Source organism: Blautia schinkii, assembly GCF_013304825.1.
GTDB classification, from domain to species: Bacteria; Bacillota; Clostridia; order Lachnospirales; family Lachnospiraceae; genus Blautia_A; species Blautia_A schinkii_B.
Genome location: NZ_JAAWUO010000009.1, coordinates 25,310 through 45,275, shown reverse-complemented (window position 1 = coordinate 45,275; position 19,966 = coordinate 25,310). Strand labels below are relative to the sequence as shown.

At 44.7% G+C, this 19,966-nt stretch carries 11 protein-coding genes; 1 reads left to right on the top strand and 10 read right to left on the bottom strand.

Annotation, left to right across the window (positions count from 1 at the left end):
- Positions 1–196 precede the first annotated feature (196 nt).
- The 9 genes from gltA to HFM85_RS08195 all read right to left on the bottom strand — a co-directional run bounded on the left by gltA (position 197) and on the right by HFM85_RS08195 (position 16,932).
- Positions 197–1,591 (bottom strand): NADPH-dependent glutamate synthase, encoded by a 1,395-nt coding sequence (gene gltA, locus HFM85_RS08235; RefSeq protein WP_173737768.1) that lies wholly within the window; start codon positions 1,589–1,591, stop codon positions 197–199.
- Positions 1,591–2,478, bottom strand: coding sequence for a sulfide/dihydroorotate dehydrogenase-like FAD/NAD-binding protein (locus tag HFM85_RS08230; protein WP_173737767.1), 888 nt, complete (start codon positions 2,476–2,478; stop codon positions 1,591–1,593). The genes gltA and HFM85_RS08230 overlap by 1 nt, the downstream gene beginning before the upstream one ends.
- 150 nt (positions 2,479–2,628) lie before the next feature.
- On the bottom strand, positions 2,629–3,360 hold the full coding sequence (locus HFM85_RS08225) for a ClpP family protease (RefSeq protein ID WP_173737766.1): 732 nt from the start codon (positions 3,358–3,360) through the stop codon (positions 2,629–2,631).
- Positions 3,361–3,460: 100 nt separating this feature from the next.
- Positions 3,461–12,004 (bottom strand): leucine-rich repeat protein, encoded by an 8,544-nt coding sequence (locus tag HFM85_RS08220; RefSeq protein WP_173737765.1) that lies wholly within the window; start codon positions 12,002–12,004, stop codon positions 3,461–3,463.
- A 167-nt stretch (positions 12,005–12,171) separates the two neighbouring features.
- The gene (locus HFM85_RS08215) at positions 12,172–12,915 is read right to left on the bottom strand and encodes a YebC/PmpR family DNA-binding transcriptional regulator (RefSeq protein WP_173737764.1); all 744 of its coding nucleotides are present in this window, start codon (positions 12,913–12,915) and stop codon (positions 12,172–12,174) included.
- A 134-nt stretch (positions 12,916–13,049) separates the two neighbouring features.
- Complete coding sequence (locus tag HFM85_RS08210) at positions 13,050–13,397, bottom strand: type II toxin-antitoxin system PemK/MazF family toxin (RefSeq protein ID WP_092069144.1); 348 nt, start codon at positions 13,395–13,397, stop codon at positions 13,050–13,052.
- Positions 13,398–13,539: 142 nt separating this feature from the next.
- Entirely contained in the window at positions 13,540–14,709 is a 1,170-nt protein-coding gene (gene alr / locus HFM85_RS08205; protein WP_173737763.1) for an alanine racemase, read from the bottom strand.
- Positions 14,706–16,223, bottom strand: coding sequence for an NAD(P)H-hydrate dehydratase (locus HFM85_RS08200; protein WP_173737762.1), 1,518 nt, complete (start codon positions 16,221–16,223; stop codon positions 14,706–14,708). Before HFM85_RS08200 ends, alr begins: the two co-directional genes overlap by 4 nt.
- A gap of 64 nt (positions 16,224–16,287) precedes the next feature.
- Entirely contained in the window at positions 16,288–16,932 is a 645-nt protein-coding gene (locus HFM85_RS08195) for a redox-sensing transcriptional repressor Rex (RefSeq protein ID WP_173737761.1), read from the bottom strand.
- 214 nt (positions 16,933–17,146) lie between these two features.
- Between HFM85_RS08195 and HFM85_RS08190 the strand changes: the two genes are divergently transcribed.
- Positions 17,147–19,063 carry an ABC-F family ATP-binding cassette domain-containing protein gene (locus tag HFM85_RS08190; protein ID WP_173737760.1) on the top strand — a complete coding sequence of 639 codons (1,917 nt, stop codon included), beginning with the start codon at positions 17,147–17,149 and terminating at the stop codon, positions 19,061–19,063.
- Between the two features lie 77 nt (positions 19,064–19,140).
- On the opposite strand, the gene HFM85_RS08185 is transcribed toward HFM85_RS08190, so the two are convergent.
- Positions 19,141–19,917: an inositol monophosphatase family protein gene (locus HFM85_RS08185; protein ID WP_173737759.1), complete on the bottom strand. Its 777-nt coding sequence runs from the start codon at positions 19,915–19,917 to the stop codon at positions 19,141–19,143.
- Positions 19,918–19,966 lie beyond the last annotated feature (49 nt).

Genomic DNA, 19,966 nt, shown 5'->3' with positions numbered 1-19,966 from the left:
ATATTTCCTTTTCTAAAAATTTTTCCAACACATTATAGCATAATTGCAGACAACTTACAATCCACACTTGATAGGAAAATCAAACAAATGTTCTTTTTTTCTCATGATTTTTTTAAAAAAAGAGCAAAAAAGCCTCCCGGCTTGTGCCATATATGGCAGCTGCAGCCGGAAGACTCTTTATAAACAGAGCTTCTGTTTATTTATTTTTCAGATATTCATCAATACCTCTTGCGCCTGCTTTACCAGCACCCATTGCAAGGATTACGGTAGCTGCACCTGTAACGGCATCTCCACCTGCGTATACACCATCCTTAGATGTCTTACCAGTCTCCTCCTCAGCAACGATACATCTTCTCTTGTTGATGTCAAGGCCTTTGGTTGTGGAAGAAATAAGAGGGTTAGGTGAAGTACCGAGAGACATGATAACTGTATCCACATCCATCTCATACTCGGAACCAGGAATCTCTACCGGACGTCTTCTTCCGGAAGCATCTGGCTCACCAAGCTCCATCTTAACAACTTTCATACCGTTTACATGTCCGTTCTCATCCACAAGGATCTCCTTCGGATTAGTAAGAAGGTCAAAGATGATGCCCTCTTCCTTAGCGTGATGAACTTCCTCTGCTCTGGCAGGAAGCTCAGCTTCACTTCTTCTGTACACGATATGTACTTCCGCACCAAGTCTCAGAGCTGTTCTTGCAGCATCCATAGCAACATTACCGCCACCGACAACTGCAACTTTCTTGCCTGCTGCGATCGGTGTATCGTATGAATCATCGAATGCTTTCATGAGGTTGCTTCTTGTAAGGTACTCATTAGCAGAAAATACACCACTGGCATTCTCACCCGGAATACCCATAAACATCGGAAGACCTGCACCGGAACCGATAAATACAGCCTCGAATCCTTCTTCCTCAATCAGCTGATCGATAGTAGTGGATTTACCAATGACTACATTTGTCTCGAATTTAACGCCTAACTCTTTAACTTTCTCGATTTCTTTCTTAACGACTTTCTGTTTCGGAAGACGGAACTCCGGAATACCGTAAACAAGAACACCGCCAAGCTCATGAAGAGCCTCGAATACAGTTACATCGTAACCAGCCTTTGCAAGGTCGCCTGCACATGTAAGTCCGGAAGGACCGGAACCGATAACTGCAACCTTGTGTCCGTTCTTAACTTCTGCTCCGGCAGGTTTGATATCATGCTCAAGAGCATAGTCAGCAACGAATCTCTCAAGTTTACCGATAGAAACAGCTTCACCTTTCTTACCGCGGATACACTGTCCCTCACACTGGGACTCCTGTGGACATACACGGCCGCAGATAGCCGGAAGTGCAGAAGATAATCCGATCACTTTGTAAGCCTCTTCCATGTTGCCTTCTTTGATGTGTTCAATGAATCCCGGAATGTCGATGGATACCGGACATCCCTCCACACATTTCGGTTTCTTACAGCCGAGACATCTCTGTGCCTCTTCCATTGCTTCTTCCTGATTATATCCAAGACATACTTCCTCGAAGTTTGTCGCACGTACCTTAGGATCCTGCTCTCTTACAGGCACTTTTTTTAACATTTTTGCATCTGCCATTACTTGTCACCTCCGCACTGTCCGCATCCACCGTGGTGGGTATCGCCTTCCTGAAGTTTCAGTAATGCACGCCCCTCCTGGGTCTTGTACATCTGGCTTCTCTTCATAGCCTGATCGAAATCAACGAGATGTCCGTCAAACTCCGGTCCGTCTACACAGGCAAATTTAATCTCATCACCGACCTGCAGACGACATGCGCCGCACATACCGGTTCCGTCAACCATGATCGGGTTCATGCTGACAATTGTGTGGATACCAAGCTTCTTGGTAAGGAGACAGACAAATTTCATCATGATCATCGGTCCGATTGCCACACAGACATCATAATGTTTGCCTTCGTTTGTTACGAGATCCTCAAGAGTTTTTGTTACCATACCGGAACGGCCATAGGATCCGTCATCTGTCGTAACATAAAGATTGGAAACAGATGAAAGCTCTTTCTCAAGGATAACCATATCCTTTGTCTTGGAACCAAGGATAACATCTGCTGTGATACCGTGCTCATGAAGCCATTTAACCTGCGGATAAACAGGTGCAGTACCTACACCACCAGCAACAAATACCATTTTCTTCTTCTTAAGTTCTTCAATATCCTCGTGTACAAACTCAGACGGACATCCCAGCGGTCCTACGAAATCGCGGAAAGAATCTCCTTCTTTCAGAGCGGACATCTTAACAGTAGATGCACCGATCTCCTGGAATACAATCGTAACTGTACCGGCTTCGCGGTCATAGTCACAGATAGTAAGCGGGATTCTCTCTCCCTTTTCATCAAGTTTCACAATGATAAATTGTCCTGGCAGACAATGGCTTGCCACACGTGGTGCATGCACAACCATAAGATGAATCTTAGCTGCCAGTGTTTCAGCTTTTAAAACCTTATACATGGTCTTCCTCCTCGCGCAAATTATAAACCTTCATTAATAATACGCTAAAATTTATCATATGGCAAGGGGAGATTTACAATTTCTGTCAATTTTCTTTACCGCAATGCAGTGTAATCATATTAGTTATGTTTAACCTAACTTTACCAGAAGTTACAAACATAAGCTGTTATTTCCGGGATTTTTTTCTTCGATCAAAGCATACAGCTTGTCAAGAGCGTCCCGAATCCCTCCTACTTCATCGATCAGGCCTTCTCTGACAGCCTCCTCTCCTTCCAGCATTGTGCCTACGTCTTTTACCAGCTGGGAAGTATCCAGCATCAGTTCTTCCATCCGCTGCCTTTTCATATGGGAATGTCCTGATACAAAAGCTGTGATCCTGTCCTGGATCTTTTCCATATTGCGGTAAGTCTGTACCACCCCGATAAACATACCGCTCTGGCGCACCGGATGGATCACCATGGTCGCACTTGGCACAATAAATGAATAATCTGCGGAAACAGCCATTGGAACTCCTATGGAATGTCCGCCTCCAAGAACAAGGGAAACCGTGGGAATACTTAATGATGCAATCATCTCCGCAATGGCAAGTCCCGCCTCCACATCACCGCCTACAGTATTCAAAAGGATCAGAAGACCTTCAATCTCCTCATCATCCTCAATTAATGCCAGTTTGGGCAGCACATGTTCATACTTGGTCGTCTTGCTGTGAGAAGGTGCAGATTCATGACCTTCGATCTCCCCGATCACAGTAAGAAGCTCTACTTTATGCTTCCTTGAATTTCCGTCAAGCACCACCTGCCCCATCTCCCGGATCTGCCCGTTCCGGCTGTCCTCACGATCCAGCTCTTTTTGTTTTATCTCTTCTTTTTCGTTTTCTTTCATATATAAAAATACCTCCAGAATCAAAATCCTGGAGGTATTATGTGCGAAAATCTTCAGTTTATTCTGTTTTTATCCAAAACATATATATTACACTGACATCTTATTTTGTAATCTTCACTGCTTTCAGCCTGCTCCAGGAAGAGTAATATTTCTTTCCTCTTACTGTCTTGTAAGTTCGGATCCTTACATAATATGTCTTCTTGGAAGCCAGTCCTGCAGCTGTATATTTCGTTGTGGAAGATTTTGTGATAACTTTCTTTTTCACTCCGCTCTTGAAAGTTTTACTTGTACAGTACTGGATTTCATAGCCTGTCACATAGCTGTTCTTTTTCCACCGGATATCTGCTTTTCTTTTTTTAATGTTGGTGCATTTTGTCAGCGATGTGCCAGATGGATTTACTGTTACTGTAATGTTCTTCTTTGCTGTTTTGCAGTTTTTGGTTGCAGATGATGTTATGGTGATCGTCGCCGCACCTGCAAATTTCGCCGCAATGGTTACTTTTCCGTTCTTGTCAACTGTAACACTTCTATTATTGGATTTATAAGTCAGCTTTGCCTTATCCAGTGCTTTTGCACCAAGTGAAAATGTCTGTTTCTTTGTGCTCTGGATTTTTTTGACATTGGATGCTGTGATCCGGTTGCTTCCCTGGACGATCTTAAATGTGGCTGTCAGAGTTCCTCTGTATCTCGGTGCTATTCCGGTTACTGTTACTGTTGCAGTTCCTACATTTATGTTGTTCTTCCAGGTGACCTTGTAATCCTGGTTTTCTGTCAGGAACTGGTCTCCGAAATCACCCAAATATGCCTTGTCCCGCACATAAATTTTCATTTTCTGTGCAGCTCCGGTATATGGCATGGTCGTGTATCGAAGCTTCAGTTCGCCATATTTCTTAAGGTTTGCACCATATACTGTTCTTGTTTCCGGATCCCATGGATTCCATGTTGTCCAGCTGCCTCCGTAGCTCTGCAGTTTATCCTCTGTCCACGTAGGATTATTAGCCGGATAATAAGCGGTCACTGCACTTCCGCGGAACATATTTGGTGCCATTTCCGGTGCATCTCCGTAGAAATAAAGAGAATATATGGTTGTTCCGCTTAAGATATCATCTTCTATCTTTCCGACATTTCCTTCAATATCTGCTGATGTTGTAGGCCAGTTTTTGAAGGTATCCTTCGTAACAACCGTCTTTTCACCATCCGGAACCGGAGTTGCAGTTGGTTTCGGTGTTACAGTCGGTTTTGCAGTCGGCTTCGGTGCTGCTGTTGGTTTTGCAGTCGGCCTCGGTGCTGCTGTTGGTTTTGCAGTCGGTTTCGGCGCTGCGGTCGGTTTTGCAGTCGGCTTCGGCGCTGCTGTTGGTTTTGCAGTCGGTTTCGGCGCTGCTGTTGGTTTTGCAGTCGGTTTCGGCGCTGCGGTCGGTTTCGCAGTCGGCTTCGGTGCTACTGTTGGTTTTGCAGTCGGCTTCGGACTTGGAGTTGGGGTCGGTTTCGGAAGTTCATCACTATCCCAGTAGAACGCTTCTTCTGAGGTATTGTCGTAATAGCTTTCTTCCGGCTCACTGCTACTTTTCACGCGGACTGCGATTTTCTTGATCTGACTTCCATCAGCCATCTCCGGAAGAACATCCAGTGATACATTCCATACTTCATCCGGTGCAAGGTTTGCCATTGTCTGCTGTGCGTAGACTTTTTCCGGATTCAGCGGATCATAGAAAATCGCTGTCACCGGACCTGAAGCGTAACCATTGTTAAATACAGTTGCTGCCATAGTATACATATCTTCATTTTTATAAGTCTTTGTCTGTACACGGAAGTTCGCAGAACCGATCACAACAGAAGTCTTCAGACTGTCTGAAACATTCGCTGCGGAACCTTTCTCTGTCACCTGAACCCTGTATTCTGTACGTTTCAGGTCAGCAGGAAGTGTAAATTTCACCGGAATCTCTGCCGTCTCCCCGGAAAGGATTGTCTTATCTGCAGATGTTTCCAGAACCACTGTATTGCCCTTAAGGATCTTGACAGTTTCTCCTGTGCAGGTCTTATCTCCCTGATTTTTTACTGAAACAGTAAGATCCAGTGATTCTCCTGCTTTTACTTTCGATGTATCAAAGCTGACACTTTCTGTTTTCAGCTCGGTCTTTCCGTGATCTACACACTTGCTTACCAGATTATTGGTTCCATTGTCATTTTCTTTTGAAATATCGATTTTTCGCTTATTATAAGTAAGTACCAGCTTTCCGTTTACAAATGCACCCTGAATCTGTTCCACATAATCTGCTGCATCTGTAAGCTGTGTGATTCCGGACCATTTCTTATTCTGTCCGTCATAGTAGATCACATATGCATTGGCGCAGTTTTCTCCGTTCTTTGTAAAGAGGATTGCTGCATCACCGTTTTCACCTTTGATAACCTGACGCACATTACCTGTGATTCCGCCGTTTTCAAAAGCATTTACTGCAGTCTGGCTGGATTTATCCCTTGTATAAAGAGTACCTGCTGTATCTGTCCAGAGAAGTGCATTCTCTCCGCCTATATTTCCAAAACGAAGATTTTCAATCTGCTCTCCCTCCAGAGAAGTCCTGGATCCGCTCTGAACATCAACGATATATCCTTTTCTTGCAGACCCCTGATTCAGCGTACCTGTACTGTAAGCATAATATAAAGTACTTCCGATCGTACCTACCGCATCGCCCTGGATACTCTCTTTTACTGAAACAAGATTCTTTGTTGACCAGGATGAACCTGATTTCTGCGCAACATAAATACTGTTAGTACCTTCTGCTCTCCACAGATCACCCTTGCTGTTTACTGTCCAGGTGATCGCCGGATTGCTGTTTACTACTGTTATCTGCGGCTGGATCTCATAAGTATTATTGGATGTCAGTGTCTCCTGTGCCTTAAAACTATGTGTTGTACTGTCATATGCAGCTGCTGCAACTTCTGTTTTTGCAGAGATCGCAGTAATTCCATCCACACCCTTCAGGCTGGAAGAAGCATCGTTCCATACTACCCAGGCATGAGTACCGTCAGTTGCCACCTGCGGATTAAAATCTGCTGTCTTATTATCGGCTACCAGTGCCGGAGTGCTCCAGGTATTCTTAGCCGCATTATAAACAGAGTAATAAAGTGCCGATTTATCAGCAGTATCCCTGCCTTTGGCATCATTTAAAAACACCATAACTGTATCACTGCCGCAGGTAAACATCGCAGGTGCCATCTCCGGATAACCGTTGGATACCAATGTCCGCTCGCCCGAAGAAGCCTGCGTGGATACTGCATTTCCATCCCAGAATTCCTGTTCATCGTAGCTGTCACGGCTGATAGCTTCGTAACTGTCATAATCACTTAAAAGTTCCTGAACGTCTGTTACTTCTCCGGACGATCTCGCACTCCGTATGGTTGATGTATCCCGTTTATAAATATCATACGTTCCTTTTAAAATTGGGAATTTCACCTGCGCACCAAGGAGCCGTCCCTGAACGCCAATGCTTCCTTTAAGATAAAAATTCTCAAATCCGGAAGTTTCAAATGGATAGATCGATCCGGATACGCCAAGTCCTCCGCTTCCGTAAAATCCACCGGATATCAGATAAGCGGCTCCCACACCTCCATAAAGGCTAAGCTCAAGTTCTCCTTTCATTCCGATTTTAGCACTGTTTTTCGCACTGCTGTCAAAATTAAGAACAATGTTTCCAGTTCCTGTGATCGTACCCGTAAAGTCAATGGCGTATACGATCGGAGTTCCGACTACCTGCCCTTCACCGCTGTAGCCTCCACTGAGTTCCACACATAATGTACCACTTAACTGATTATTATATGGCACTGTTGCTTCGGCATAACCATAGACTTTAAGATCAAGGCTTGTTGATCCCATTCCGACTACTTTTTTCTTATTTACATTTTTTGAAAATTCTTTCAGAAAATCCTTGCGTTTTCCAAGTGGATCTGACAGGGATTCCGCTGTGGAACTGGCAAAAGCACTTAATGCTTTTGATTTTTCCGGATCCTTAAGATCAGCTTTCAGAAGATTGATGCCAACCTTGATCTTCATACTTTCATTATTTTCAGCAGCTTCTGTCACAAAATACACCGGCAGATCAAAGCCTGACATTGAAAAGCTGGAACCCCCGAAAATAGGAACATCTTCTCCAATTGTAAACTTCAGGCCCTTGCCAAAAGTATAACTCAGGGTCTTATCTACATCCTCTTCAACTTTCAGATTGATCTTTGTGGTTGATTCTATTTTTGTGTCACTGCAAGTCTGGATCACCACATCATTATATGTAACTTTCCCATTTTTATCTGTTGTTTCTGTTTCCGCAAAATCTCCGTTTTTCACTTTAAAAAGACCATCTGTACTGCTTGCAATAACCTTCTTTCCCTGAACCAGTTCATATCTGTCGATCTTGTTATTTGCAAGTGCCGGCTTCGCCTGAATCGTAAACTGCGTGTCTTTGGCTGTCCTTGAAATTGTCTTCGTCTCAGACAGAAGCTCATACTCATTGGTATTGTACTTCATAATTACAGAGCCCAGACTGTACTCATTAACTTCCCCTGCCGGGATCAGAGTTACTCTGCATTCCCTGTTCTTCGGAAATTTAAATTCTGTATTTGTATATGTAGTATAGCCGTCTTTTGATACAGCAAGGATATCCGTGCCGTTCTCTTCCATCTTGATAGTTGCCACACCAGCTTCATTTGTAGTAACAGTTTCCCTGCCGATGCTTACCTTCGCACCATTCAGAAGAGGCTCTTTTTTATCACCCTTCTTTTTCCTTCCTGTAACTGTGATCTTGATTTCCTGTTTCTTATGTTTGTTGTGATGTACCTCGTTGTCCGGATGCTTGTCGATCAGATCCTTGATCGCTGTAAGTACCGGATAGCCATAAGCATACTCAGAATCCATATCCCACACATTCTGGAAATCCCAGTCTGTATAGCTTCCCGCTGTTTTCATCTGGACAGTTGTAAGACCACCGCTCGCGATACGTTTATTATCAGGAGAAGTATACACTGTACGTGGCTCATCCTTGCAGTTTGCCTTAGCCAGAAGCCACTGCTGCGGAATCTCTTCCAGATTATAGTAACAGTGACGGATTTCTTTGTTATTAAAACAGGCAATCGCACCCGGAAACGATACATCCACACTGGAATTTCCGGATTCCGGCAATGTACCGATGCTGTAGCAGTTTTTTATAACATTATGATTATGTCCTGCAATACCACCATTGTAATCAATTGCAGATGTATGGAGAATCTGTCCGTCATTGTAGCAGTCCTGAATGATTCCGCTGCTGTTTCCGGTTATACCGCCCATGGAACCGCCAAGAGCCGCATACCCTATTGTACCGGTATTATAGCACTGGAAAATCGTAGTGCTTCCCGGAATTGCACCGCAGATTCCACCGGTATTATAGCCTCCATAAACATATCTCTTATTGACGCACTGTTCAATGATCTCTTTGGCATTATTCTGTCCGCCATCAATCTGACTGACGATTCCACCAAGTGAAACATATGGAGATCCATTGATCCCGGCTTCGTTGACGCAGCGTTTCACCCGGACTGTGCCTTTTGAATTGTTGCTGTGACCGATGTAACTGATAATGCCGGAAACTTTTCCGTATCTTCCCGTTGAACTGGTGACACCGGAGAACTTACATTCTTCTACTGTAACATCACCATCTCCATCTACCCAGTCCCTGCCGGTAACCTCAAGTGAACCGATAATACCGCCGCCGGCTCCATTTGTAGTGATATCTGCCTTTGATGTACATTTTTTTACAGTAACATCGTTTCCAAGTCTTCCACATTTCAGTAGGCCTACAATACCTCCCAGGGTTCCACCGCTTAAGACTCCTGTCGTATTACAGTTACTTAAAGTAAAATTTACACCGGCATAGCAGTTGATAACACCGGCTACGATTCCCTGTTCATTTCCATAGGAAAGCTCTGCATCTTTAATGTTGATGTTCCGGATATAGACATTCTCCTCCGGTTTTTCATACCATACATATCCAAACAATCCAAAACCATATTCCCGGTTCAGGGTCGTATCTGTTTTCAGATTATAGATCGTATGATTCTGTCCATCAAAACTTCCACTGAAAGAATTCTCAATATTTCCGATTGGGATCCAGTTATAGCCTGCCAGATCAATATCCGCCACCAGCTTGACCCTGGCACCTGCAAAAGAGGTTCCTTCTGAAACTGCCTTGGATACCCATGCAAGCTGTGCTGCATTCTGAATGGTATAGACGCTGCCCTTTGGTTTAACCTCCTCTGTCTTCACACCATCCCATTCGCTGGATTCAAAATCTCCCGGTACCGGGCTGTCATCTTCATCCATAGTCTCCTTGTCAATAAAGACCAGCTTATTTTCTTTTGCATAAGTTTCTGCTGCTGTTCCCTTGTATCCTCGGATCTTACAATTCCTGAATGCCCTTTTTCCAATTGATGTGACAGATTTCGGAATATCCGCATAGACCAGAGAAACCTCATTATCAAAAGCATTTGCCCCAATAGTCTTGGTTCCTTCCGGGAATTCAATATTTTTCAGTCTGGAACATTCTGCGAATGCGTATTCTGCCACAGTTTCAAGACTTGACGGCAGAGTGATCTTACGGAGACTAGCTGCATTCCAGAAAGCACCTCTGGAAATCTCTGTCACGCCATCTGGTATCTCCAGTTCTTCCCTGTCACTCGCTCCTGCATAAAGCAGTACTTTCCCACCGTCTTTTGTAAGGATCATATCATCAACAGATTTAATTACTGTATTCTGTTCGTCTACATGATAACTGCCAACAGTACTGATATAATCAGTCAGATCTGAAGTATCCACTTTTATCCTTGATCCCAGATTTACAGTGTCTATGATCTCCCGTCTTCCCAGGATCTCCGGGTTAAAAGTTCCTGCCACATCAAGCATAACCTCTTTCAGGGAGCTGCATCCATCCAGTATGCTCATTCCGATTTCTGTATTCTCAGCATTGCTGCGGATCGTTATGTTTTTCAGAGAGCTACATCCGTTAAAAGCACCATTCCCTATAAACTCTACCTGGTTTCCTGTACTGATCTCCTCAAGGCTGCTGCACTCGTCAAAAGCTCTGCTTCCAATAGTTCGAAGCTTCGGACTTATGTCTGCATAGACGAGGTTTTTACAGCCCGAAAAAGCGGAGTCGCCTATGGAAATCACCTGCTCTCCCATTGTAACCTTTGTAATGTACTTTGCATCGGCAAAGGCTTTTTTTCCGATGTCAGTTACCTGATCTGGCACCTGAAACTCTGTTGCAGAGCTGTGTACTGGATATTCAATAAGAAGTCCGCTCTTATTACATAATGCTCCGTTTAAGATCTGATATGATTTATTTCCATCTTCCAGTGTATATTTCTCTGTACCAATATTGTAAATCTCTGTATTCTCAAGATTACCTGCATCTTTTCCGATCCTGATCTCCGGCACATGGAAACCGAATGTTTCAAATCCCGGATCAACAGCCTGGATATTCAGCACTTTTAACGCATCGCTCCCATCAAAAAGCCCTGACAGATTTGTTTTCTTGGAAAAATCAAAATCTTTTCCAAGAATCAGTTCTTCCAGTACCGGAGCATTCTGGATCGCATAAAACCATCCACCTGTGATCTTGCTGTTAATAGTTAGTTTTTTCAGATTTTTTACATTCAGAAAAGAATGTCTCTCCAGCCCTTGTACGTCTGTGGGAACTGTATATTCCTGTGCATCTTTCGCAGGTGGATAATATACAAGACACTTTCCGTTATTTTTTGTTGCTTTGTTGAAAAGGACTCCATCTTTTACCTCCTGTGTAGTATTACCAGCTTCTACCGTAACATCCTTTACATACTCCCCCCAGTAAGAGCTGATCGGAAATGCAGTTTCTTTTCCTACTGTAATGGTAGTAAATGCTGTACATCCGGAGAAAGCATCTCCGTTTACATAGTTGACAGATTTTTTGATTACCACTTCTTTTAAAGCTGTACAACCGGAAAAAGCCCTGGAACTGATTTGCAGCTTCTCCGCTGAAAACGTGACTTTCTCAAGTGTGGTATTATTTTTAAAAGCATTTTCAGAAACCCATCCTACAGGTTTACCACCTAATGTAGCCGGAATCTCTACTTCTTTGGCTGTACCTGTATATCCACTGATCGAAGCTTTATTATACTGGATATCATAAGTAAAATCTTTTTCTGATGCCTGCGCACCATCAGCATTTCCTTCATCAAAAGATTCTTCTGTAATTTCCTCCGGTACTTCCGCAGGACTTATCTCTGGTTCTTCTTCCATTGTAAGTTCTGAATCGGACGGGTCTGTAAGATCTTCCACCTCATCCGAATTGTCTTCCGACGAAATATTTTCCTCCTGATCATTCTCTCCTGTACCAGATTCTTCCTGTTCTGGCGTTTCCTCTTCCTCCGCTTCCGGAGTAAGTACGATCTGAGCGGAATCCTGTCCGCTGTCTTCCTCTGTTTCAGATGAAGAATCAGTATGCTGATCCTCAAAAGAATCTTCTGTCACTGTATTTCCGGCTGCTGCATCTGTGAAGTCTGCCGCTGATGCAGGAAGACTTGTTCCCACTACGGCTACAGACAGAGAAACTGCCAGAAATCTCTGCAAAAATCTCCTTTTCATCTTTTTCCTCCCGTTTTTTAATATCATACTTATTTTACCATATTACTCTGCTATTCAGAAGTCCAAAAACAAAAAACCTCATTTTGTATGTTTTTCAGGATACTAAAATATCCTGTACATAAAAATGAGGTTTTTTCTGTTAAAGCCTTAATTTTTCAATTTATTTATCACTCGTCCCAGTTTGTCCATACATCAGTGACATCATCATCCTCATCAAGAAGATCCAATGTTCTGTGGAGATCCTTGATAGCCTGGTCGTCGGTAAGCTCTACATATGTCTGCGGGATCATGGCGATCTGTGCTTCTACAAGCGGAATTCCTGCTTTCTCAAGAGCTTCACGTACTGCACTGAAGTCATCCGGTGCTGTGATGATCTCGAAGCTGTCCTCTTCCTCGCTGAAGTCCTCTGCGCCTGCATCGAGTGCTGTCATCATAAGCTCGTCCGCATCCATCTCACCGCACTCATCCTCAAGCTCTTCCTTGTCGATGATGATCTGGCCTTTCTGATCGAACATAAAAGATACACATCCCTGTGTTCCGATGCTTCCGTTACCTTTGGTAAATGCGTTACGCACGTTACCTGCTGTACGGTTCTTGTTATCTGTAAGAGTCTCTACGATGATGGCAACACCGTTCGGGCCGTAGCCCTCATATACAGCTTTCTCATAGCTGTCTGCGGAATCAGCACCTGCCGCCTTCTTGATTCCACGGTCAATGGTATCGTTCGGCATGTTGTTTGCTTTCGCTTTAGCAATGACATCACGAAGCTTGCTGTTATTTGCAGGATCCGGGCCGCCGGCCTTTACTGCCATAACGATCTCACGTCCTATGACTGTGAAGATCTTACCCTTCTTGGCATCATTTTTCTCTTTCTTATGTTTAATATTGGCAAATTTTGAATGTCCTGACATGTTATCTTCCTCTCCTCGTTTTTACTGTTCTCTCGTTGAACAATGTCTTATTACAAGTACCGATCACGTATTGCAACTCGATTAAATATAACACTTATGGAAGATTTCGTCAAGAATCAGAATACCAGGACAGGTTAAAACGTAAGCTCCAGGCTGATCTCAAGTGCATGATTTACTTTATCCAGCATAGCTCCGTCCAGATGGCACACCTTATCTTTCAGCCTCCGCTTGTCGATGGTGCGCAGCTGTTCCAGCAGGATCACGGAATCCTTCTCAATTCCGTAAGCAGATGCATCAATCTCAATATGTGTCGGCAGCTTTGCCTTGTTCATTTTAGATGTAATGGCTGCGCAGATCACTGTGGGGCTATGCCGGTTGCCCACATCGTTCTGAATGATCAGCACCGGACGGATGCCACCCTGCTCACTTCCCACCACAGGCCTTAAATCTGCGTAAAAAATATCCCCTCTTTTTATAACCACACAATTCACACTCCGATTCTGGTCCGGCTTTTCTTTGTAAGCCGTAGTCCTTTTTACAGATAAGTATTTCCACAAATTCATTGTGTATACATGCGTGGTAATTTTTCCCCGCTTTACCTCTCAGTAAAACAGATCTCTTTTATCACTGAAAGAAGCTTTCTTCTTCACCGCATTCCTTACCATCTTTTATATAGACTCTCGGAACACGCTTGCTGATCTCACAGACAAACTCATAGGAAAATCTTCCGGAAATATCTCCCAGTGTCTCCACACTGATAAATTCATCTCCGTCTCTTCCCATCAGCGTCACCTCATCGCCTGCCTTTACCTCCGGAATATCTGTGACATCGACCATAAACTGATCCATACATACACGGCCAAGGATCGGAGCTTTTTTTCCATGTATCAGAACCCAGCCCTTATTGGATAGCTGTCTTGGATAGCCGTCTGCGTAACCCACCGGAATCGTGGCCATTCTGGTAAAACGTTCTGTAACAAAAGTTCCTCCATAACTTACCGCAGTTCCGCGCTCCACATTCTTTACATAGGATACGTGGCTCTTAAGTTCCATGGCAGGGATCAGCTTCACAATGTCACGCTCAACCTCCTCTGAAGGATAAATGCCATAGATGGTGATTCCTGCACGGACAACATTAAGGTTGGCTTCCGGAACACGGATGATGCCGGCGCTGTTGGAGCAGTGGCGGACCGGAATATGCACGCCTCTTTTTTCCAGAAGATCTGCAAAACGCAAATAGCGGTCAAGCTGCACAAGTGCAGGAGAACGGTCAAACTCATCTGCTCTTGCAAAATGGGTAAACATTCCCTCGATCACAAGATTCGGAATCTTTGCAATTTCTTCGATCCTGACGGCATTCTCCGGAATATCCGCGTAGCCGATCCTGGTCATTCCGGTATCCAGAGCCAAATGAATATGTACATCTTTTCCAATGCGCGCTCCTGCCCTGGCATACTCCACTGCAGTATTCAAATCGGAAATGGTGATCCGGATATCATTGGCAGCAAGCTCCTCATAATATTCCTCAAAAACAATGCCCAGAATCAGGATCGGTTTGGTAATTCCGGCATGCCGAAGCTCCAGTGCTTCCTCTGCTGTAGCTGTGGCAAATCCCCAGATATAATCATAATCATGGATCAGTTTTGCGATAGCTCTTGCTCCATGTCCGTAGCCATCCGCTTTGATCACCGCAATAATCCTGGTTCCTTCTTTTACATTCCTGTGCATTTCTTCAAAGTTATGGGCAATGGCATCCAGAGATACCAGAGCCTTGACTCTCTCGTATTTTTTCATAATTTTGACTCCTCTTCACCTATCGCTAAAGCCTGTGGCAGAGCTTCAATGATATCCCCTGCCAGCATACTGCGCTTTCCCTTTTCAGCGGCTGCAAGATCGCCGCAAAGTCCGTGAAGATAAACACCTAACGCGGCCTTTAAAACCATTGGAGGCTGTTCCTCCGTTTTCAGATACATACATAACACACCTGCCAGAATACCGGAAAGCACATCTCCGCTTCCAGCAGTTGCCATACCGGAATTGCCTGAAATATTCAGATAAATATCTCCGCTGCCATCTGTAACTACTGTGCATGCATCTTTCTGGACACATACGCAGCCAGCTTCTCCTGCATAACCTGCAGCTGTTCCGGCAATGTTTTCCTGAATCTCCCGGATGCTTTTGCCGCAAAGGCGGCTCATTTCTCCAATGTGAGGTGTCAGGATCACATTTTCTCCCAGGAATTCCCTCCACTGCGGATGCATGGCCAATAGGTTCAGTCCATCTGCATCCAGGACAAGCGGCTTTTTCTCCCGGGCAGCAGCCGTAAGAAACCACTGTTCTCTCTCACGGCTGGCCCCCGAGGTTCCAAGCCCCGGTCCGATTACGATCACATCACACCAGGAAAGAAGCTGTTCATTGGATTCCTCGTCAAACCGGGTGCATACCATGGCCTCCGGCAAAAGGATCTGCAGCGGTATCCGGTTCTCTTCCACTGTCTGGATCTTCACCATTCCCGCTCCGGCCCGGAGTGCTGCACTGGCGCTTAAATAAGCAGCCCCGCACATCCCCTCACTTCCGGCAATAAAAAGGATTTTCCCAAAAGTTCCCTTGTTCCCGCCGGGATCACGCTCCGGAAACAGCTTAAGATCTTTTCTCTCCAGACAGCGTGCAGATGCCTTTACAGCTTCCTGCTCATAGATCCCGATATCCGCTATGACGATCTTTCCTGCATACAGTCTTCCCGGGTAAAAACAAAGTCCTCTTTTTACATAGGCAAATGTAACAGTAAGATCGGCACTGAAGGCAATTCCCATTTCCAGGCCAGTATCTCCGTTCACTCCTGACGGGATGTCAACAGCGATCTTCTTTGCCCGCGCACTGTTCATCTCATGGATGATCTTCGCATAATGTCCCTCGATCGGACGCGCAAGGCCCACACCGAACACGGCATCTACTATAGTAGTATATTCGCTCCAGTCCGGGTTATTCACTTCCGGCACATGATAACCTGTTGCAATCTTGTACTGCAGTGTCGTCTCCCTGGTCATTTTTTCCTTGTTTCCGACCATATAAAATTCTGCCCGGATTCCCTTTAGATAAAACAGTCTGGCAATGGCGATCCCGTCACCGCCATTATTTCCGTTTCCGCAGACTACCAGGATCTTTTCATTCTTTTCCAGGTATTTCTCTGTTTCCTCTACTACTTTTAATGCTGCCCGCTCCATCAGAACTTCCGATGCCACACCGATCTTATGGATCGTGGCACTGTCCAGGTTCTTCATTTCCCCGCAGGTAACAAGTTTCTTCATTCTGGCCCCTCCCCTCTCACATAGAGAAAGCTGCCGTTTCCGGCAGCCTCATACTCCACTTCTGTTATTCCACATGCTCCTGCCTGTATTTGCTCAGATTGTACGACAGTGTCATCAGGCTCTCGGAAAGATGTACGTTCTCAACAATAACATCATCCGGTGTCTCAAGATCAAGATGTGCAAAATTCCAGATTGCCTTGATCCCGTTCTCTACCAGAATATCTGCCATTTCCTTAGCTTTATTCTTAGGAAGGGTGAGAATGGCAATCTCTACGTTGTTTTCTCTAAGGAAAAACGGAAGCTCACTGAGCATCTGGATCTCAAGTCCGCGAACCGCAATGCCCTCAAGCACCGGATTTACGTCAAAGATCCCTACCAGCTTAAATCCACGTTTTTCAAAATCTACATAGTTGGCAAGTGCCTGTCCCAGATTACCGGCACCCAGGATGATCATCGGGTGAACGGTATCCAACCCCAGGATCTTACCAATCTCCGTATAAAGATAATGTACATTATAGCCATAACCCTGCTGACCAAAACCGCCGAAATTATTAAGATCCTGACGGATCTGGGAAGCTGTGGTATGCATCTTCTTGCTTAACTCATTGGAAGAAATTCGTTCTACATTGTCTTCCATCAGCTCTCCTAAGTAGCGGTAATAGCGTGGCAGACGCTTAATCACCGCTTTCGAGATTTGTTTTGTCTCCACGATAGTTTCCCTCCTTGTCCTACACTAGGTTAATTATACCGAATTGACATTTTCCTGTCAATCAAACTTGTGAGTTATGTACAAATTTCTTCATATTTTTTTAAAAAATTGATTTTTTCTTTGAAATCCCGGCAGTTTCCGTTATAATAGGTGGAGGATTTTCCCTGTCTTCTAAAGGCAGAGGCAGGATCTTTTGTACAGGAGGACAGTTTTTATGATTTTATCATGTCAAAATATATGCAAGGCTTTTGGCGAAAACGTTATCTTAAATAACGCATCTTTCCATATCGAGGAACGGGAAAAAGCGGCTCTCATTGGATGTAACGGTGCAGGCAAGACTACGCTTCTTCGGATCATCATGCAGGAGATTTCCGCAGATTCCGGAACTGTAGTTCTATCCAAGGACAAAAATATCGGCTATCTCGCTCAGTATCAGGATATTCACGGCCACCACACCATTTATGAGGAGCTTCTTACCACCAAGCAGCACATCATTGATATGGAACGTCGCATCCGCAATCTGGAGCAGGAAATGAATAATGTTACAGGCGATGACCTGAATCACCTGATGGAAACTTACACCCGCCTTACTCATCAGTTTGAGTTGGAAAACGGCTATGCTTACAAGAGTGAGCTCACCGGTGTCCTGAAAGGTCTTGGTTTCACAGAGGAAGATTACGACAAGCAGATTGAGAAGCTTTCCGGAGGCCAGAAAACACGTGTGGCACTTGGAAAGATGCTTCTCTCCAAACCGGACATCCTGCTTCTGGATGAGCCTACCAACCATCTGGATATGGAGAGCATTTCCTGGCTGGAGACTTATCTTCTTAACTATCCGGGAGCTGTATTTATTGTATCTCATGACCGTTACTTTCTTGATAAAGTTGTCACCAAGGTCGTAGAGATCGAAGCTGGTGAGACCCGAGTTTTCAGTGGCAACTACTCTGCCTATGCGCTTAAGAAAGCACAGCTTCGCGATGCCCTGTATAAGGCATATCTGAACCAGCAGAGAGATATCAAACATCAGGAAGCAGTTATTGCCAAGCTGAAATCTTTTAACCGCGAAAAATCCATCAAACGTGCAGAGAGCCGCGAGAAGATGCTGGATCGTGTACAGCGCATTGAAAAGCCGCTGGAAATCCAGGATCGGATGCGCATCTCCCTGGAACCACGTGTTTTAAGCGGAAATGATGTTCTTCATGTAGAGGATCTTTCCAAAGCATTTCCCGGACAGACGCTGTTTTCCGATATTTCCTTTGACATCAAACGAGGAGAACGTGTGGCACTGATCGGAAACAACGGAACAGGCAAAACTACCATGCTGAAGATCATAAATGGTCTTCTGGAAGCAGATGCCGGTAAAATTTCCCTTGGTTCCAAGGTGCAGATCGGATATTACGATCAGGAACATCATGTTCTGCATATGGATAAGACGATCTTCCAGGAGATCTCTGATACTTACCCGACGCTTACAGAGACTGAGATCCGCAACATGCTGGCAGCCTTCCTTTTTACAGGGGATGACGTATTTAAAGAAATCTCCGCTCTTTCCGGTGGTGAGCGCGGTCGTGTCTCCCTGGCCAAGCTGATGCTCTCAGAAGCCAACTTCCTGATCCTGGATGAGCCTACCAACCACCTGGATATTGCCTCCAAGGAGATTCTGGAAGAAGCACTTGTAAGCTATACCGGTACTGTGCTGTATGTATCCCACGACCGTTACTTTATCAATCAGACAGCAACCAGGATCATGGAACTGACCAATCAGGCTGTTGTAAATTATATCGGTGATTACGACTATTATCTTGAGAAAAAAGAAGAGCTGACCAGTGCCTACGCTCCTGACATCAATACCCCGGAAGCTCCGCAGGAAGAAAAAGCAGTCTCCGAGAACAAGCTTTCCTGGCAGCAGATGAAGGAGGAACAGTCAAGGAAACGAAAACGGGAAGCTGAACTGAAAAAAGTAGAAGCCCGCATTGAAGAGCTGGAAACAAGAGATAAAGAAATTGATGATACCATGGTTCTCCCGGATATATGTACCAACGTGGCAGAATGTACGAAGCTCAGCCGCGAAAAAGCAGCCATCGCAGAAGAACTGGAAGAGCTTTATGAGAAATGGGAAGAGCTGGCCTAATGGTCAGCTCTTTTTTAGACCGGCAGATCCCGGTATTTATTTATGCAATAATATCTGCTGATTACCTGCATGAAGATTTATGCAAGTTCTTTCAACAAGATTTCCTCAAACTGCGGTGCACAGGCAAGGATATCACCATTCGTCAGATAAACCGGTTCTTCGCCTTTCCAGGTCCTGACCACGCCTCCTGCTTCTCTGACAATAATGGTTCCTGCAGAATAATCCCAGGGTTTCAGGTCACGCTCAAGATAACCATGCTCTCTTCCGCATGCCACATAGCACATATCAAGCTCTGCGGAACCTGTCCGGCGGAAATCCCCGCATTTCATAAAGATATTATAGAAAATCGGAAACAGATTCTTTGCTTCGGATTTCGTATATGGCGTGGAACCGTAGGAAATCACAGCATCCCCGAAATGCTCTGTGGAAGAAGCATGAATAGCATTACCGTTAAGATATGCTCCCTCACCCTTCGCTGCATGAAACAGCTCATCTGTAAACGGATTAAACACAGCTCCGAAAACGATCTCTCCTTTTTCGTAAAGTCCAAGCGCAACAGCACTCATACGGAAATCCAGGATCAGATTGGCCGTTCCGTCAATAGGATCCAGGATCCAGTAAGTTCCCTCTTCGGAAAGTCCCGTATTCTCCTTCTCCTCTGCGATCAGGGCAATATCCGGAAAAGCTTTTCCCAGTTCTTCATTCAGGAAATTCTGTACAGCCAGATCCACATTCGTCACATAGTTGGCCGCACCTTTCACCATAACTTCCTCATTTTTCATCTCTTTTAAGATCAGATCCTTCGTCTGTCTTACAAGAAAGAGCACCTGTTTCTGTTCTTCTGCTGAAATCATTATATTTCCTCCCATAAACAATACTCTGTTCCATGATCAAAAAATCAGC

Excerpts from the sequence above, each read along its gene's own strand:
- gltA (WP_173737768.1), bottom strand. The coding sequence starts at position 1,591 with ATGGCAGATGCAAAAATGTTAAAAAAAGTGCCTGTAAGAGAGCAGGAT.
- HFM85_RS08230 (WP_173737767.1), bottom strand. The coding sequence starts at position 2,478 with ATGTATAAGGTTTTAAAAGCTGAAACACTGGCAGCTAAGATTCATCTT.
- HFM85_RS08225 (WP_173737766.1), bottom strand. The coding sequence starts at position 3,360 with ATGAAAGAAAACGAAAAAGAAGAGATAAAACAAAAAGAGCTGGATCGT.
- HFM85_RS08220 (WP_173737765.1), bottom strand. The coding sequence starts at position 12,004 with ATGAAAAGGAGATTTTTGCAGAGATTTCTGGCAGTTTCTCTGTCTGTA.
- HFM85_RS08215 (WP_173737764.1), bottom strand. The coding sequence starts at position 12,915 with ATGTCAGGACATTCAAAATTTGCCAATATTAAACATAAGAAAGAGAAA.
- alr (WP_173737763.1), bottom strand. The coding sequence starts at position 14,709 with ATGAAAAAATACGAGAGAGTCAAGGCTCTGGTATCTCTGGATGCCATT.
- HFM85_RS08200 (WP_173737762.1), bottom strand. The coding sequence starts at position 16,223 with ATGAAGAAACTTGTTACCTGCGGGGAAATGAAGAACCTGGACAGTGCC.
- HFM85_RS08190 (WP_173737760.1), top strand. The coding sequence starts at position 17,147 with ATGATTTTATCATGTCAAAATATATGCAAGGCTTTTGGCGAAAACGTT.
- HFM85_RS08185 (WP_173737759.1), bottom strand. The coding sequence starts at position 19,917 with ATGATTTCAGCAGAAGAACAGAAACAGGTGCTCTTTCTTGTAAGACAG.